Below are 16,769 nucleotides of genomic sequence, written 5' to 3'. Positions count from 1 at the left end.
ATGGTGAGAGTTTATGCCCCGGCTTCCAGTGCCAATATGAGCGTCGGGTTTGATGTGCTCGGGGCAGCAGTCACGCCCGTTGATGGTTCTTTGTTAGGTGATGTTGTCTCTGTTGAAGCTGCCGACAGCTTTAGCCTCAACAACCTTGGGCGCTTTGCTAATAAGCTGCCGCCTGAGCCGCGAGAAAATATTGTCTACCAGTGCTGGGAGCGATTCTGCCAGGAACTGGGGAAAGAGATTCCGGTGACGATGACGCTGGAAAAAAATATGCCGATTGGCTCGGGGTTAGGTTCCAGTGCCTGTTCTGTTGTTGCCGCGCTGGTGGCGATGAACGAGTTCTGCGGAAAACCGCTCAACGACACGCGGCTGCTGGCGATAATGGGCGAGCTGGAAGGACGCATCTCCGGCAGTATCCACTACGATAACGTTGCGCCGTGCTTTTTGGGCGGTATGCAATTGATGATTGAAGAAAACGGCATAATCAGCCAGCAGGTGCCAGGCTTTGATGAGTGGCTGTGGGTTCTGGCCTATCCGGGAATTAAGGTCTCCACGGCTGAAGCGCGGGCGATTTTACCGGCGCAATACCGCCGTCAGGACTGTATCGCCCACGGGCGGCATCTGGCGGGCTTTATTCATGCCTGCTATTCCCGTCAGCCTGGGCTTGCCGCTAAGCTGATGAAAGATGTGATTGCCGAGCCATATCGCACCCGCTTGCTGCCCGGTTTTAGCCAGGCGCGTCAGGCGGTGGCGGAAATCGGTGCGCTGGCCAGCGGTATCTCCGGGTCAGGGCCGACGCTGTTTGCGTTATGTGATAAACCGGATACGGCACAGCGTGTCGCAGACTGGCTGGGTAAGAATTACCTGCAAAATCAGGAAGGCTTTGTTCATATTTGCCGGCTGGACACGGCGGGCGCACGGGTACTGGGATAATAAATGAAACTCTACAATCTTAAAGATCATAACGAGCAGGTCAGCTTCGCACAGGCCGTCACGCAAGGGCTGGGGAGAAAGCAGGGACTTTTTTTCCCGCACGATCTGCCGGAATTTAGCCTGACCGAAATTGATGAGATGCTGAAGCTGGATTTTGTCAGCCGTAGCGCAAAGATCCTGTCTGCATTTATTGGCGATGAAATTGCGCACGACGTCCTCGCAGAGCGCGTGCGTGCGGCGTTTGCATTCCCGGCGCCGGTCGCTCAGGTGGCGGGTGATGTCGGTTGTCTGGAGCTGTTCCACGGTCCGACGCTGGCTTTTAAAGACTTTGGCGGGCGCTTTATGGCGCAAATGTTGACGCACATCAGCGGCGACAAGCCAGTGACCATCCTGACGGCCACTTCCGGTGATACCGGAGCGGCGGTCGCGCATGCCTTTTATGGTCTGAAAAATGTGCGTGTGGTTATCCTCTATCCGAACGGTAAGATCAGCCCGTTACAGGAAAAACTGTTCTGTACGCTGGGTGGAAACATTGAAACTGTCGCCATCGACGGCGATTTTGATGCCTGTCAGGCGCTGGTGAAAAAGGCGTTTGATGATGAAGAACTGAAGGTGGCGCTGGGATTAAACTCGGCTAACTCGATCAACATCAGCCGTTTGCTGGCGCAAATCTGCTATTACTTTGAGGCCGTGGCTCAACTGCCGCAGGAGGCGCGTAATCAATTGGTTGTCTCCGTGCCTAGTGGCAACTTTGGCGACTTGACCGCCGGGCTGCTGGCGAAATCACTCGGCTTGCCGGTGAAGCGTTTTATCGCGGCGACCAACGTCAACGATACGGTTCCACGCTTCCTTGAAGAAGGCGAGTGGGCGCCGAAAGCGACTCAGGCGACGTTGTCGAATGCCATGGATGTCAGCCAGCCGAACAACTGGCCGCGTGTGGAAGAACTGTTCCGCCGTAAAATCTGGCGTCTGAACGAGCTGGGTTACGCCGCCGTTGATGATGCCACGACGCAGGATACGATGCGCGAGCTGCATGAGTTAGGCTACACCTCTGAACCCCACGCGGCGGTGGCTTACCGTGCGCTGCGTGACCAGTTGAACCCAGGCGAGTATGGACTGTTCCTCGGGACTGCACATCCGGCGAAGTTTAAAGAAAGCGTTGAAGAGATTCTTGATCTTACGTTAGCTCTGCCAAAAGAGCTGGCGGAACGCGCGGACTTGCCGCTGCTGTCTCATCATCTGCCAGCCGATTTTGCGCAACTGCGTCAGCTGATGATGACCCGCGGGTAATCGTGGTGCCGGATGTCGACTTGCGTCGGCATCCGGTATGTAAATTACTGCTCGTGGCGTTTAAACACCAGTTCGCCATTCCCTGACGCTTCTTCATCAAAGAAATAGCCTTCGCTGTTAAATGTGGTCAACTGTTCTGGCCTGGTTAAGCGGTTTTCGATGATGTAACGGCTCATCAGGCCACGCGCTTTTTTGGCATAGAAGCTGATGACTTTGAACTTGCCGTTTTTCTCATCAAGGAACACCGGTTTGATAAGCTCCGCATTCAGTTTTTTCGGTTTTACGGATTTAAAATACTCATCCGAGGCGAGGTTAATGACCACGCTGTCACCTTGCGCTTCCAGCGCTTCGTTCAGCTTATCAGTGATGATATCTCCCCAGAACTGGTAGAGATCTTTACCTTTGGCATTGGCAAGGCGAATGCCCATCTCGAGGCGGTAGGGTTGCATCAGGTCCAGTGGGCGCAGCACGCCGTACAGTCCGGACAGCATGCGTAAATGCTGCTGGGCAAAATCGAAATCTGCCTCGCTGAAGGTTTCTGCCTGCAATCCGGTATACACGTCGCCCTTAAACGCCAGAATAGCCTGGCGCGCATTGTCAGGCGTGAAGTCCGGTTGCCAGTCATGGAAGCGGGTGGCGTTCAGGTCCGCCAGCTTGTCGCTAATCCCCATCAACTTACCAATCTGCGGCGCAGAAAGCTGACGCGCTTCGTGGATAAGCTGCTGGGAATGATCCAGCAGCTCGGGCAACGTATGACGCGCAGTTGCCAGTGGGCTTTGATAGTCGAGCGTTTTTGCAGGTGAAATCAGAATCAGCATATCCAGTCCTTGCGGGAGATTTACTGCGACTGTAGCAAAAAAAACGACAGAATTGATCGATGGTTGCGATTGCCGCGCTAGTTGTGCGGCGTTTCATCCCAGGCCTCGGGTGCAAGCTGTTGTCTGATATCAGGATAACGCCGCGGATCAAATTCCGGCGGCACGCCGAGTTTTCGTTGACGCAGGTAGTCGCTGGCGAGGGTATAAACAACCGGGGAGAGCAGTAGAATCGCCGTCAGGTTAGTGATCGCCATACAGGCCATAATAATGTCGGCAAGCTGCCATACCAGCGGGAAGCTGGCTAAGGTGCCTGCGATGACGGTACCGACAGTAACAATGCGCAATAGCCAGATAACCCGGATATTGTCCAGATGCAGAAAGACCAGGTTGTTTTCAGCATAGATATAGTTGGCGACGATAGAACTGAAAGCGAACATGATAACAATCAGGGCGACAAATCCCGCACCCCACTCACCCGTGAGCGTTACCATGGCTTTCTGAACCAACTGGATACCTTCCATCGGCACATACGTGGTGCCATTACCCGCCAGCAGAATAATCATTGCACTAGCCGTACAGATAACCAACGTATCACCCAGCACGCCAATCATCTGGACAATGCCCTGGGCGGCAGGATGTGGAGGCCATGACGCGGCGGCTGCGGCAGCGTTAGGGGTTGAACCCATTCCGGCCTCATTAGAGAACATACCGCGTTGAAAGCCGCTGGCAATAGCCTGGCTTAGCGTATACCCGGCCGCACCGGCGGCGGCTTCCTGCCAGCCAAACGCGCTCTTCACAATGGTGACGATGACCTCAGGGATCTGTCCAATATGCCACAGGCAGATAATGATGCTGCAGCTTACCCATAATAGGGCCATTAATGGAACGAACCATTGCATCAGGCGGGCAACGCCTTTAATGCCGCCGACGATAACCAGCAAAGACAGCAACGCCAATGAGATACCGGACACAAGCGGTGGGATGTCAAAAGCAAACTCCAGCGCACGCGAGACTGAATTCGCCTGGACGCTGTTGAAAATCAGACCATAGGCAATGAGTAAAAAGATAGCGAACAAAACGCCCATCCAGCGCATGCCCAGCCCACGTGCCATATACCACGCAGGGCCACCGCGAAACTGTCCCTTGTTATCGCGTTCTTTATACAGTTGAGCAAGTGAGCATTCAGCAAACGAGGTCGCCATCCCAATGACTGCGGAAACCCACATCCAGAAAACGGCTCCCGCACCGCCGGCAGCGATCGCCAGAGCCACGCCCGCCAGATTTCCGCTGCCAATACGCGCGGCGAGACTGGTGCACAGAGCCTGAAAGGAAGTTAAGCCGCCCGGCTGCGGGCTGATGCTGTTTTTAAGACTTTTGCCAAACTGGCGAAGATAGCGAAACTGAACGAACCCTGTACGCCAGGTGAACCAGCATCCTGCGCCAAGCAGGAGGTAGATCATCACCGAACCCCAGAGCACCTCATTAATAAATGATAAAAAATCAGGCATTAACATCCCTCTTGTTGATGCCGGTAAGCGCGAATAATCCCGTGTAAGCGCTACCAATAATCGAACAGTATATACCTTGTGATGAGATTGATTGCGGGAGTTTATCATAACTATGGGTATATCCTTAATTGCGCATCACCGGCTTTGAGATGCGTAATCAGGACTGAGCGGCTGGTCGGACAATCCCGGCGGTTGCGCTGAGAGTGCGTCGTGCTATCATCAGGGAAGATCGGTTACATCCCCCTAACAAGCTGTTTAAAGAGAATCGCTATCATGACGGACAAATTGACCTCCCTTCGTCAGTTCACCACAGTAGTGGCCGACACCGGAGACATCGCGGCAATGAAGCTGTATCAGCCTCAGGATGCCACAACTAACCCTTCTCTCATTCTTAACGCAGCGCAGATCCCGGAATACCGCAAGCTGATTGATGACGCTGTAGCCTGGGCTAAGCAGCAGAGCAACGACCGCGCGCAGCAGGTTGTCGACGCGACCGACAAACTAGCGGTAAACATCGGTCTGGAGATCCTGAAACTGGTCCCGGGTCGTATCTCCACTGAAGTTGACGCTCGTCTGTCTTACGACACCGACGCGTCTATCGCGAAAGCAAAACGCCTGATCAAGCTGTACAACGATGCTGGCATTAGCAACGATCGCATTCTGATCAAACTGGCTTCTACCTGGCAGGGTATCCGTGCTGCGGAGCAGCTGGAAAAAGAAGGCATCAACTGTAACCTGACTCTGCTGTTCTCCTTTGCGCAGGCGCGTGCATGTGCAGAAGCAGGCGTGTACCTGATTTCTCCGTTTGTTGGCCGTATTCTGGACTGGTACAAAACCAATACTGACAAGAAAGAGTACGCACCGGCAGAAGATCCGGGCGTCGTTTCTGTCACGGAAATCTACGAGTACTACAAACAGCACGGTTATGAAACTGTAGTGATGGGTGCAAGCTTCCGTAACATCGGCGAAATCATTGAGCTGGCGGGCTGCGATCGTCTGACGATTGCTCCGGCACTGCTGAAAGAGCTGGCGGAAAGCGAAGGCGCTCTCGAGCGTAAACTGTCCTTCTCTGGCGAAGTGAAAGCGCGTCCTGCGCGTATCACTGAAGCTGAGTTCCTGTGGCAGCATAACCAGGATCCGATGGCTGTAGACAAACTGGCGGACGGTATCCGTAAGTTTGCTGTAGACCAGGGCAAACTGGAAAAAATGATCGGCGATCTGCTGTAATCATTAGCGCGTGGCCCTGACAAGGGTCACGCTACCTCTTCTGAAACCTGTCTGTCCTTCCCTTCGCAGTGTATCATTCTGTTTAACGAGACTGTTTAAACGGAATAATCATGAACACTTTACGCATTGGCTTAGTTTCTATTTCTGACCGTGCCTCCAGCGGCGTTTATCAGGATAAGGGTATCCCTGCGCTCGAAGAGTGGCTGGCGTCCGCCCTGACAACCCCTTTTGAACTGCAAACCCGGTTGATCCCGGATGAGCAGGCCATCATTGAACAAACATTGTGCGAACTGGTTGATGAAATGAGTTGCCACCTGGTGCTGACCACCGGCGGCACCGGCCCGGCTCGTCGCGACGTGACGCCTGATGCAACGCTTGCCGTAGCCGACAGGCAGATGCCTGGCTTTGGTGAGCAAATGCGCCAGATAAGCCTGCACTTTGTGCCGACGGCGATCCTCTCGCGTCAGGTTGGGGTTATTCGCAAGCAGGCGCTGATCCTGAACCTGCCAGGCCAGCCAAAATCGATTAAAGAAACGCTGGAAGGTGTGAAAGACGCCGACGGTAAGGTTATCGTGGCGGGTATTTTTGCAAGTGTACCGTATTGTATACAGTTATTGGATGGGCCGTATGTGGAAACTGCCCCGACAGTGGTAGCATCTTTTAGACCGAAAAGCGCGATACGCGATACAAATGCCTGAAAGTAGCCTTTTCGTGACATAAAGAGTAATGCTGGTGGAGTATTGAATTGTTTACGATATAGTAATTTTTGTTTTACATGTATCGACAGACACGTTCAATCACTCCACTGACGCATGGTTTGCTATGTCACAACATTCTCGACCACTGAATCGCCAGGATTATAAAACCCTTTCGCTCGCTGCTCTCGGTGGGGCGCTTGAGTTTTATGATTTCATTATTTTTGTCTTCTTTGCCGCTGTTGTGGGTGAACTGTTCTTCCCCGCAGACATCCCAGAATGGCTACGTCAGGTGCAAACCTTCGGTATTTTTGCCGCAGGCTATCTGGCGCGTCCGCTGGGCGGCATCATCATGGCGCATTTTGGCGATTTGGTCGGGCGTAAGAAAATGTTCACTCTGAGCATTTTGCTAATGGCGATACCAACGCTGGCGATAGGCCTGCTGCCGACTTATGCCTCGATGGGGATACTGGCCCCGTTGTTGCTGCTATTGATGCGTATTTTGCAGGGTGCAGCGATAGGGGGAGAAGTGCCGGGAGCGTGGGTGTTTGTTGCCGAACACGTCCCGGAGCGCCGTATCGGCATTGCCTGCGGAACGCTGACCGCCGGATTAACGGTGGGTATTCTTCTGGGCTCGGTAGTGGCCACGTTGGTGAATACCAGCCTGACGCAGCAGGCGGTACATGAGTACGGCTGGCGTATTCCTTTCCTGCTGGGGGGCGCGTTTGGGCTAGTGGCAATGTATCTGCGCCGCTGGCTGCAGGAGACCCCCATCTTCCTCGAAATGCAACAGCGCAAAGCGTTGGCGCATGAGCTACCGGTAAAATCGGTGGTGAGCAAACATAAAAAAGCGGTGGTCATTTCGATGTTACTGACCTGGCTGCTCTCCGCTGGGATTGTGGTGGTGATCCTGATGTCCCCCGTCTGGCTGCAAAAACAGTATGGTTTTGCCCCTGCGCTGACCTTACAGGCCAACAGCGTTGCCACTATTATGCTGTGCATCGGGTGCCTGCTGGCTGGATTTGTGGTCGACAGAGTGGGCGCCAGCAAAACCTTTATTGTTGGTAGCCTGCTGCTGGCTTGTTCGAGCTGGTTTTTCTATCACCTGACCGGCACTCATCCCGAGTACCTGTTCCCGTTGTACGGTCTGGTCGGGTTGTGCGTTGGCGTGGTCGGCGCAGTGCCTTACGTGATGGTGCGGGCGTTTCCGGCGGAGGTCCGTTTTACCGGTATCTCCTTTTCCTATAACGTCTCGTATGCCATTTTCGGTGGTTTGACGCCGATCGCGGTAACGATGTTGATGAGCGTGTCACCAATGGCTCCGGCCTGGTACGTACTGGCGCTTTCGCTGGTGGGGTTAGGGCTGGGGATTTGGCTGCGACAGGGTATTTATCATCGTGATACAGACGTTGAGGGAGAATTACAGCGTCTGTAGGGATTATCCCCCCTTACGGGGGGATAACGGCAGATTAGTGCGCTTCACCAATCGGCAGGATGGTGCGGCCAAACTGTTCGTTCAGCACTTCACCCATCGCCAGGTAAATGGCGCTTGCGCCACACACCAGGCCAACCCAGCCAGCAACGTGGATAATCGCTTCGTTACCCGCAATATTGCCCACAGCCAGCAGGGCGAACAACACGGTCAGGCTCAGGAAGACAAACTGCAACGCGCGAGCAGCTTTCAGCGTACCGAAGAACATGAACAGCGTGAACACGCCCCACAGACCCAGATACACGCCCAGGAATTGACCATTTGTTGCATCTGCCAGGCCCATTTTCGGCATGATCAGGATCGCAACCAACGTCAGCCAGAAAGAGCCGTAGGAGGTAAAGGCGGTTAAACCGAAGGTGTTGCCTTTTTTATACTCCAGCAGTCCGGCAAAAATTTGCGCGATACCGCCGTAGAAAATTCCCATCGCCAGAATAATAACGTCAAAGGCGAAGAAACCCGCGTTATGCAGGTTAAGCAGAATGGTGGTCATGCCAAAGCCCATCAGGCCCAGCGGTGCCGGATTAGCCAACTTAGTGTTGCCCATAATTCCTCAAAATCATCATTGATTGAATGGTGAAATAGTTTCCCCGAATAACGATCACTGTCTTCGGGGCGCGGCATGATAATCAGGGGAGAGGGGGCTGTCTATGATCTGATGAGGGGAAAATGAATTTTTTTCCCCAGTGATAATTATCATGGCTGAAAGGTGGGGGGAGGTTAGTCATCACCAATGACTTTTAATGTCGCCATGTCGGATGAATTGACTGACTGGCCAGAGAAGGTGATTTTGGACACGCAGCGTTTATTGTCGTTGTCGCTATTGATGTTGATCCAACTGGTTGTCTGCCCCTCTTTGATAGAGGAAGGGACGTTCAGGCTCTGTCTGGACATGCGCGCGGCTTTAAAATAAACGGAAGCGCCATTTAGTTTGATATCGCCACGATCTGCCGCCAACTGAATACGCTTCACCACGCGACAAACGGGAATTCTTAGCGTGAGATCGTTGGTTGCATTTCTGGGCATAGCAATCATTCCCAGGACTTTATGATCGTTAGCATGTGCAGCGCTGCTCAGCAACAGACCCATCAGCAGGCTGGCGGGAAGGGTTAACATGGATTTCATGAAATTTCTCTTTGACGGGTTCAAAAGTTGATTGCCAGTCACCATAATACCGCCGTTGGAAAAACAGTTCATGTTTGTAATCTTTTCTTTTTATTACAATTTTAAGGTGAATGGCTGGTATTTATAATATTGGTTCAGTGAATTATTTGGGGGCTGTGACTATTGGCTTTCCTGCTTTTCTACCCGTTTTCTCTCATTTTATTACGATTGGGCTAAAAAAAATTTGCATGCCCCCCTTGATGACGTGGGTTACGACCCCATCTTGTAGACAACCGCAGTGGTGAGTCTGAAAAAAAACGATTCAGGGTAGTTGAAACCGCACGTTTCGCCCTTATTACAGATTCACAACCACCTGATGACAGAATTTTTAGTGGAGACGTTTAGATGGGTAAAATTATTGGTATCGACCTGGGTACTACCAACTCTTGTGTAGCGATTATGGATGGCACTACTGCACGTGTGCTGGAGAACGCCGAGGGCGATCGCACCACGCCTTCTATCATTGCTTATACCCAGGATGGTGAAACTCTGGTTGGTCAGCCGGCTAAACGTCAGGCAGTGACAAACCCGCAAAACACCCTGTTTGCGATTAAACGCCTGATTGGCCGCCGCTTCCAGGACGAAGAAGTGCAGCGTGATGAAGCTATCATGCCGTACAAAATCATCGGTGCTGACAACGGTGATGCATGGATTGACGTAAAAGGTCAGAAACTGGCACCGCCGCAGATTTCTGCTGAAGTGCTGAAAAAAATGAAGAAAACGGCTGAAGATTACCTGGGTGAGCCGGTAACTGAAGCGGTTATCACCGTACCTGCTTACTTCAACGATGCTCAGCGTCAGGCAACTAAAGACGCCGGTCGTATCGCAGGTCTGGAAGTCAAACGTATCATCAACGAACCGACCGCAGCCGCGCTGGCTTACGGTCTGGATAAAGAAGTCGGCAACCGTACTATCGCGGTCTACGACCTCGGTGGTGGTACTTTCGATATCTCTATTATCGAAATCGACGAAGTTGACGGTGAAAAAACCTTCGAAGTTCTGGCAACCAACGGTGATACCCACCTCGGTGGTGAAGACTTCGATAGCCGTATGATCAACTACCTCGTTGACGAATTTAAGAAAGATCAGGGCATTGATCTGCGTAACGACCCGCTGGCAATGCAGCGCCTGAAAGAAGCCGCAGAAAAAGCGAAAATTGAGCTGTCTTCTGCGCAGCAGACCGACGTTAACCTGCCGTACATCACTGCAGATGCGTCTGGTCCGAAACACATGAACATCAAAGTGACCCGTGCGAAACTGGAAAGCTTGGTAGAAGACCTGGTTAACCGTTCTATCGAGCCGCTGAAAGTTGCTCTGCAGGATGCGGGTCTGTCTGTTTCCGACGTTCAGGACGTTATCCTGGTCGGTGGTCAGACACGTATGCCGATGGTGCAGAAGAAAGTTGCTGAGTTCTTCGGTAAAGAGCCACGTAAAGACGTTAACCCGGACGAAGCCGTTGCTATCGGTGCTGCTGTTCAGGGTGGTGTATTGACCGGTGATGTTAAAGACGTGCTGCTGCTGGACGTTACCCCGCTGTCTTTGGGTATCGAAACCATGGGCGGCGTGATGACTCCGCTGATCGCGAAAAACACCACTATCCCGACCAAGCACAGCCAGGTGTTCTCTACCGCTGAAGACAACCAGTCTGCGGTGACCATCCATGTGCTGCAGGGTGAACGTAAACGTGCGGCTGATAACAAAGATCTGGGTCAGTTTAACCTGGATGGTATCAGCCCGGCACCGCGCGGTATGCCGCAGATCGAAGTCACCTTCGATATCGATGCCGACGGTATCCTGCACGTTTCTGCGAAAGACAAAAACAGCGGTAAAGAGCAGAAGATCACCATCAAGGCTTCTTCTGGTCTGAACGAAGAAGAAATTCAGAAAATGGTTCGCGAAGCAGAAGCGAACGCAGAATCTGACCGTAAGTTTGAAGAGCTGGTTCAGACCCGTAACCAGGGTGACCATCTGCTGCACAGCACTCGCAAGCAGGTTGAAGAAGCAGGCGATAAACTGCCGGCTGACGACAAAACTGCTATCGAGTCCGCTCTGACTGCACTGGAAACGTCTTTGAAAGGCGAAGACAAAGCAGATATCGAAGCGAAAATGCAGGCTCTGGCGCAGGTTTCCCAGAAACTGATGGAAATCGCGCAGCAGCAGCACGCACAGCAGCAGGCGGGTTCAGCTGATGCTTCTGCAAACAACGCGAAAGATGACGACGTTGTTGACGCTGAGTTTGAAGAAGTGAAAGACAAAAAATAATCGCCCTGATGCAGGGTAGTTAATCGGCACGGGCGTAGAGGTTTCCTCTTCGCCCGTGCTCGTATGTTAAGGGGCTTAAAAAAACCAATGGCAAAGCAAGACTATTACGAGATTTTGGGCGTTTCCAAAACTGCGGAAGAGCGTGAAATCAAAAAGGCCTATAAGCGCCTGGCCATGAAATTTCACCCGGACCGTAACCAGGGTGATAAAGAGGCCGAAGCCAAATTCAAAGAGATCAAAGAAGCCTACGAGATCCTGACCGATGCGCAAAAGCGTGCGGCTTACGATCAGTACGGCCATGCTGCGTTTGAGCAAGGCGGTATGGGTGGCGGCGGCGGTTTCGGCGGCGGTGCTGACTTCAGCGATATCTTTGGTGACGTGTTTGGCGATATCTTTGGCGGTGGTCGTGGCCGTCAGCGCGCCTCACGTGGTGCGGATTTACGTTACAACATGGATCTCTCTCTGGAAGAAGCTGTGCGTGGCGTCACCAAAGAGATCCGTATTCCTACGCTGGAAGAGTGTGACGTTTGCCACGGCAGCGGCGCGAAATCAGGGACTCAGCCGCAGACCTGTCCGACCTGTCACGGTTCCGGTCAGGTGCAGATGCGCCAGGGCTTTTTTGCTGTACAGCAGACCTGTCCACACTGTCAGGGCCGCGGTACGCTGATCAAAGATCCATGCAACAAATGCCACGGGCATGGCCGCGTTGAGAAGAGCAAAACGCTGTCCGTTAAAATTCCGGCAGGGGTTGATACCGGCGACCGTATCCGTTTGTCTGGTGAAGGCGAAGCGGGCGAGCATGGTGCGCCGGCAGGCGATTTGTACGTTCAGGTGCAGGTGAAACAGCACCCGATTTTCGAACGTGAAGGCAATAACCTGTACTGTGAAGTGCCGATCAACTTTGCGATGGCTGCGCTGGGCGGCGAGATTGAAGTCCCGACGCTCGATGGCCGCGTGAAATTAAAAGTACCTGGTGAAACGCAAACCGGTAAACTTTTCCGTATGCGCGGTAAAGGCGTTAAGTCGGTGCGCGGTGGTGCCCAGGGCGATTTGCTGTGCCGCGTTGTGGTTGAAACCCCAGTGGGTTTGAACGATAAGCAGAAACAGCTGCTGAAAGACCTGCAGGATAGTTTTGGTGGCCCGACGGGCGAACAAAACAGCCCGCGTTCCAAAAGCTTCTTCGACGGCGTGAAGAAATTCTTTGACGATTTGACACGCTAATAATTAGTGCTAAATCGTTTAAAAGCCCTGGATTGTAAAATCCAGGGCTTTTTATTTGACTATAGAAGACCAGAAACCACTGGCTAACTATACGTATAAAAAAGAGAATTCAGGAGAGATGATGAGAAATGATTTTCTAAGATAAAGGTTTTCTCTTATTTTGTTTCTCAGCATAATAGGAGGTATAAATGAACAGGACACTTGATCAACATTGTAATTTCGACTTTAATTTAATTAAGATATTTAATGCTGTAGTTGAATCAGGAAACGCTTCCAGAGCTTCTGATAGGTTGTCGCTAACTCCAGCAGCAATTTCTCAAGCATTGAATCGCCTGCAAAACACTTATTCTTTTAAGCTCTTTGAAAGAACCCAGATGGGACTGACACCGACGAAAAAAGGATTAGAACTCTATAAATCGTATAGTCATGTCCTGCATATTATTAACGATACATACTCTCTCTCAAATGATAATAATGAATCCCATGTTATAACATTATTAGGCAGCGATATTGTCGAAAATTATTATCTTTCATGTTTTATTAAAAGCTCTGAGCTAACCAAAAAATATACAATAAATCATTACTCAGTTAATAAAAATAGTAAAGTTAATTTAGCCAGTATGTTATCATCTGGTACGGGAGATATACTTATTAATCTTTCCCCACCACAACGATCTGATATTGAAGTACATCTCATTGATGTGTTTAGGGATTACGTTTGTGTTTGTGGTGTAAGTAGTCCGCTATCAACTTTGGATGAGTTGTTACCACACCACTATTATTCTTTTCCACATGCCGTATATCAATCAGATATCTTTTCTCAAGAACTAATGGAAGAATTTTCTCTTTATAAAAACAATGCCGAATTTAAATTAGTTCGTAAAGTAGGTTATCGTAGTGACTCAATGTTAGGCCTGATGAATATAGTAGAAAATACAAATATGATTTGTATTATTCCCATTACGTTAGCTTCTTTTTTTAAGGAGATAATGGGGTATAGTATAAAAATATTAACATTGCCTGATGATTTTATTTTTAAAATGCTGCCTGTTTATGCTTCGTTATATAAAAAGAATAAATATTACGACATACTTCGAGAATGGATTATGAGGCTGCAGTCCATATATTCACCTATAAAATGATAAGGAATTTATTATGTCCATGGTAATCAGTTCTGAACCTGCTCAACGGGCTATTATAGAATTTGAGATTATTCTTGCTGTTATAGTCGTTAGTGCATGGGGGGGAGTAGTCAGTTATCTCTTGAGAGAAAGTAGAGGTCGAATACATAAAAATATCAAAGGATGTTTAAAACAAGTTATCATATCATGTTTTTCTGGTTTTTTGCTTTCAGGTATTGCTATTGATAAAGGCTACAGCACTAATATGATACTCATATTGTCAGGACTTGGCGGTGTTTTTGCTGGACCTGTATTGAAAATATTGAAGACCAAAATCACGCAAATTTTTGTTAAATGATTAGTAATGCCCATCCGTGGGCATTCTCATCCTATGGGAGGTAAAATAAATTTGCTACACAGGTGATAGTAAGGATAATTAAACCTAATATTATATAGTGGATATATTTTTTTTGATTGATATTTTTGTTGTTTTCAACATGCTTAATCTCTATGTTATCGTTAATCTTTATTCCTTGTCTGGGTATTGTAATAAATAAGTCATCAATCCCAAATATTCTGAGGTCTTTTCTGACCAGATAAAACAGCTGAGTTAAGTTTGCGTCACTTATAAATTCGCTTCGTTCCTCCCATAATGCCATTGAGATTTGGTTTTTTCTGATAACAAGCTCTTGAGTATGGGTGAGTATGAAATCTAAACATCTGGAGCGCATGTACGTAAGCTTTACAGTTCTCGTTCCATCTCTACTTTTTAACTCATGATTGATGTTATCATATATACAACAGTTTTTAATGATGTAGATGGTCATTTATATACCAGATATTAGTTGATATGTCAGGAAAGAATAAATATTAACTTCCTGTGATTCAATATGAATATGTTTTTATTAAATGTAAAAAAGACCTGTTTCACAAAAAAAAGTACTTATTTAGCAATTATGAATTCCCACTTAAATGGACTTTTAAGTATTCATCTGGCATTTGGTGGTGTGCGATAAGAGGGGGAAGTTGTCTGGCATAGGTCGGATGGCATTGTTTATAAGAAATTCATGCTGAAATGTTTATCATCGTATCTAATGATGCTATATCTATATATAGTGTTAGGGTCACAAAATATCCATTTCCATATTAAAAATATCATAAATTATTTTTTATATTTACTGATTTGTACTGCAGTTCTTTTATCAATATTTTAAATGTGTCGGGACTATATTATCGACATTAAATAAAATATTTTTAAAAGGTAATAATATGAACATTAATAATTTATTTTTAAAGCACCCCGCTCCTCGTCCTCCTGTTAATCAAAAAATTGATGTTAATAACACGATGGTGCTTGCGCATAATGCAATCTACCAAGGTTTATTCTCCGCAGTTACAGAAAATAATAGTTATAGCAATGCATTAATTACTTTAGATCCATATGATACAGCTCCTTTAACTCTTTACTTGGGCGTTTGGGCAAATAAGAATGAAGATTTGACTATTAGTGTCCAGGATCGTAATGGCAATAATGTTATTTTATCGTGGATATACTCAGCTCAAAATGGTACAAACCTAATCCCTGTATCAGGCTTGATTTCCGGAGAGGATAATGTAATCACATTAATGTTAGAGTCGCAGATTGTTGGCCAATATATAGTGACACCTGCCGCTTTACCTCCATCTGACTCTGCTGATATTAATCTTGGTTTCCCCATCATTACTGTAACTCACAGTGTTGAAGACCCATCATTGATAGCTGATGGACTTTACTTCTCAACATATTTTGATCGTTACAATTTGGCGTTTGATCAAAACGGAATAGTACGTTGGTATGTATCGCAAGATATCCCTTCCTATAATTTTGTGCGGATGGATAACGGTCATTTTTTGGCGACATCCCAAGGCATTAATCACTGTTTAGATATGTATGAATTTGATGTTATGGGCCGAGTATATACCGTTTATTTACTTGATAATGAGTTTCATCATTCCATCCTACCATTAAATGGAAGTCTTGCCATTGCCCCGTCTGAGTACAGTAATGGTCGTCCGGATGATTATTCAACTGGTAAAGACGGTGTCTCTATTATCGATCTAACAACAGGGTTTGAAGTTGCATACTACGACATGCTAAAAGTAATGGATTATTCACGAGCCCCACGTCCATCAGGGAGTGCGCCAGGTCAATCAGCAACAATGGATGACTGGCTACATATTAACCAAAGTTATATTAATACTACCAATAACTTATTAGTTTCATCCGGGCGTCACCAGAGTGCTGTTTTCGGTGTTGATGTCGACTCTGGCCAATTACGTTTTATTATGGCTGATCACGAGGGGTGGGGGGCTGATTTTGCACAATACTTGCTTACTCCAGTCGATGAGTCTGGAAATCCCCTATTCGATTTTTCGACGCAAGATGGGATTGATTCAGCAAATAGTAACTTTTGGACATGGGGACAGCATAATATTGTAGAGATTCCAAATGCCGAGAGCGGTATTCTGGAGTTCTTAGTTTTTGACAATGGAAATTATCGTTCTCGAGACGATGCCAGTAGCTTGTTGCCAATTGACAACTTTAGCCGGGTAGTTCAGTTTAAAATTGATTTAAATACGATGACGGTAACACGCTCGTATGAATATGGGAAAGATGAGGTCGGGAGCAGGGGCTACAGCAGTTTTGTTAGCGCCAAGCATTTATTGAACAATGGTAATCTGGTCATCCATTTTGGTGCAAGTACTATGGATGAAAATGGTCGTCCTCTATCTGCCCAACCGGGATACAGTGATATTGTGGATCCACAGGATGGAAGCCAGGCACTGGGGATGTTGGTATTACAAGAGATCAATAAACAGACGAAACAGCTTCTGTTTGAAGCGACGGTAACGTCAGGTTATTATAAAAATGCTGAAGTAAATGGTGATGATTATCGCTATGATATCTCAGCTTTTAGAGTTTATAAGCTTCCATTATTTTAACCAATGATAAAACAATGCGGCCACTTATGTGACCGCATTGAGTTTAAATATGAGATAAATTA

General features: G+C 48.4%; 14 protein-coding genes. 10 read left to right on the top strand and 4 right to left on the bottom strand.

The features are described from left to right. Together thrB and thrC are read left to right on the top strand one after the other, a co-directional pair. Entirely contained in the window at positions 1-930 is a 930-nt protein-coding gene (gene thrB, locus JQ822_RS17925) for a homoserine kinase (protein ID WP_213134595.1), read from the top strand. A gap of 3 nt (positions 931-933) precedes the next feature. Continuing rightward, the gene (gene thrC / locus JQ822_RS17920) at positions 934-2,220 is read left to right on the top strand and encodes a threonine synthase (protein WP_213134594.1); all 1,287 of its coding nucleotides are present in this window, start codon (positions 934-936) and stop codon (positions 2,218-2,220) included. A 44-nt stretch (positions 2,221-2,264) separates the two neighbouring features. Here the strand turns inward: thrC and yaaA are convergent, their stop codons facing one another. Further along, positions 2,265-3,038, bottom strand: a complete 774-nt coding sequence (gene yaaA / locus JQ822_RS17915) for a peroxide stress protein YaaA (RefSeq protein WP_213134593.1) — start codon at positions 3,036-3,038, stop codon at positions 2,265-2,267. Between the two features lie 77 nt (positions 3,039-3,115). Beyond that, positions 3,116-4,546, bottom strand: a complete 1,431-nt coding sequence (locus JQ822_RS17910; RefSeq protein WP_213134592.1) for an alanine/glycine:cation symporter family protein — start codon at positions 4,544-4,546, stop codon at positions 3,116-3,118. Between the two features lie 273 nt (positions 4,547-4,819). Here JQ822_RS17910 and tal point away from each other — a divergent pair, with 273 nt between their 5' ends. From tal to JQ822_RS17895, 3 genes are all read left to right on the top strand, one after another. Next, on the top strand, positions 4,820-5,773 hold the full coding sequence (gene tal, locus JQ822_RS17905; RefSeq protein ID WP_213134591.1) for a transaldolase: 954 nt from the start codon (positions 4,820-4,822) through the stop codon (positions 5,771-5,773). A 110-nt stretch (positions 5,774-5,883) separates the two neighbouring features. Continuing rightward, positions 5,884-6,471 carry a molybdopterin adenylyltransferase gene (gene mog / locus JQ822_RS17900; protein ID WP_213134590.1) on the top strand — a complete coding sequence of 196 codons (588 nt, stop codon included), beginning with the start codon at positions 5,884-5,886 and terminating at the stop codon, positions 6,469-6,471. 124 nt (positions 6,472-6,595) lie between these two features. Next, positions 6,596-7,903: an MFS transporter gene (locus JQ822_RS17895; RefSeq protein WP_213134589.1), complete on the top strand. Its 1,308-nt coding sequence runs from the start codon at positions 6,596-6,598 to the stop codon at positions 7,901-7,903. 34 nt (positions 7,904-7,937) lie between these two features. Here JQ822_RS17895 and satP read toward each other — a convergent pair whose 3' ends face one another. Both satP and JQ822_RS17885 read right to left on the bottom strand, forming a co-directional pair. Further along, entirely contained in the window at positions 7,938-8,504 is a 567-nt protein-coding gene (satP, locus tag JQ822_RS17890) for an acetate uptake transporter (RefSeq protein WP_006686623.1), read from the bottom strand. 173 nt (positions 8,505-8,677) lie between these two features. Continuing rightward, the gene (locus tag JQ822_RS17885) at positions 8,678-9,082 is read right to left on the bottom strand and encodes a DUF2541 family protein (RefSeq protein WP_213134588.1); all 405 of its coding nucleotides are present in this window, start codon (positions 9,080-9,082) and stop codon (positions 8,678-8,680) included. Positions 9,083-9,466: 384 nt separating this feature from the next. Here JQ822_RS17885 and dnaK point away from each other — a divergent pair, with 384 nt between their 5' ends. From dnaK to JQ822_RS17860, 5 genes are all read left to right on the top strand, one after another. After that, positions 9,467-11,383 (top strand): molecular chaperone DnaK, encoded by a 1,917-nt coding sequence (gene dnaK / locus JQ822_RS17880; protein WP_096758373.1) that lies wholly within the window; start codon positions 9,467-9,469, stop codon positions 11,381-11,383. Positions 11,384-11,470: 87 nt separating this feature from the next. Beyond that, positions 11,471-12,604 carry a molecular chaperone DnaJ gene (dnaJ, locus tag JQ822_RS17875; protein WP_135323217.1) on the top strand — a complete coding sequence of 378 codons (1,134 nt, stop codon included), beginning with the start codon at positions 11,471-11,473 and terminating at the stop codon, positions 12,602-12,604. Between the two features lie 188 nt (positions 12,605-12,792). Continuing rightward, positions 12,793-13,746 (top strand): LysR family transcriptional regulator, encoded by a 954-nt coding sequence (locus tag JQ822_RS17870; RefSeq protein ID WP_213134587.1) that lies wholly within the window; start codon positions 12,793-12,795, stop codon positions 13,744-13,746. A gap of 13 nt (positions 13,747-13,759) precedes the next feature. Beyond that, a complete protein-coding gene (locus tag JQ822_RS17865) occupies positions 13,760-14,083 on the top strand; it encodes a phage holin family protein (RefSeq protein WP_213134586.1) in 324 nt (107 codons plus the stop codon). Positions 14,084-14,994: 911 nt separating this feature from the next. After that, a complete protein-coding gene (locus JQ822_RS17860) occupies positions 14,995-16,707 on the top strand; it encodes an aryl-sulfate sulfotransferase (protein ID WP_213134585.1) in 1,713 nt (570 codons plus the stop codon). The last annotated feature ends 62 nt before the right edge of the window (positions 16,708-16,769 follow it).

The organism is Citrobacter sp. FP75 (assembly GCF_018342065.1).
Taxonomy (GTDB): domain Bacteria; phylum Pseudomonadota; class Gammaproteobacteria; order Enterobacterales; family Enterobacteriaceae; genus Citrobacter.
Note: the sequence above shows the minus strand (reverse complement) of the source record. Positions and strands in the feature narration are given on the sequence as shown.

Excerpts from the sequence above, each read along its gene's own strand:
- thrB (WP_213134595.1), top strand. The coding sequence starts at position 1 with ATGGTGAGAGTTTATGCCCCGGCTTCCAGTGCCAATATGAGCGTCGGG.
- thrC (WP_213134594.1), top strand. The coding sequence starts at position 934 with ATGAAACTCTACAATCTTAAAGATCATAACGAGCAGGTCAGCTTCGCA.
- yaaA (WP_213134593.1), bottom strand. The coding sequence starts at position 3,038 with ATGCTGATTCTGATTTCACCTGCAAAAACGCTCGACTATCAAAGCCCA.
- JQ822_RS17910 (WP_213134592.1), bottom strand. The coding sequence starts at position 4,546 with ATGCCTGATTTTTTATCATTTATTAATGAGGTGCTCTGGGGTTCGGTG.
- tal (WP_213134591.1), top strand. The coding sequence starts at position 4,820 with ATGACGGACAAATTGACCTCCCTTCGTCAGTTCACCACAGTAGTGGCC.
- mog (WP_213134590.1), top strand. The coding sequence starts at position 5,884 with ATGAACACTTTACGCATTGGCTTAGTTTCTATTTCTGACCGTGCCTCC.
- JQ822_RS17895 (WP_213134589.1), top strand. The coding sequence starts at position 6,596 with ATGTCACAACATTCTCGACCACTGAATCGCCAGGATTATAAAACCCTT.
- satP (WP_006686623.1), bottom strand. The coding sequence starts at position 8,504 with ATGGGCAACACTAAGTTGGCTAATCCGGCACCGCTGGGCCTGATGGGC.
- JQ822_RS17885 (WP_213134588.1), bottom strand. The coding sequence starts at position 9,082 with ATGAAATCCATGTTAACCCTTCCCGCCAGCCTGCTGATGGGTCTGTTG.
- dnaK (WP_096758373.1), top strand. The coding sequence starts at position 9,467 with ATGGGTAAAATTATTGGTATCGACCTGGGTACTACCAACTCTTGTGTA.
- dnaJ (WP_135323217.1), top strand. The coding sequence starts at position 11,471 with ATGGCAAAGCAAGACTATTACGAGATTTTGGGCGTTTCCAAAACTGCG.
- JQ822_RS17870 (WP_213134587.1), top strand. The coding sequence starts at position 12,793 with ATGAACAGGACACTTGATCAACATTGTAATTTCGACTTTAATTTAATT.
- JQ822_RS17865 (WP_213134586.1), top strand. The coding sequence starts at position 13,760 with ATGTCCATGGTAATCAGTTCTGAACCTGCTCAACGGGCTATTATAGAA.
- JQ822_RS17860 (WP_213134585.1), top strand. The coding sequence starts at position 14,995 with ATGAACATTAATAATTTATTTTTAAAGCACCCCGCTCCTCGTCCTCCT.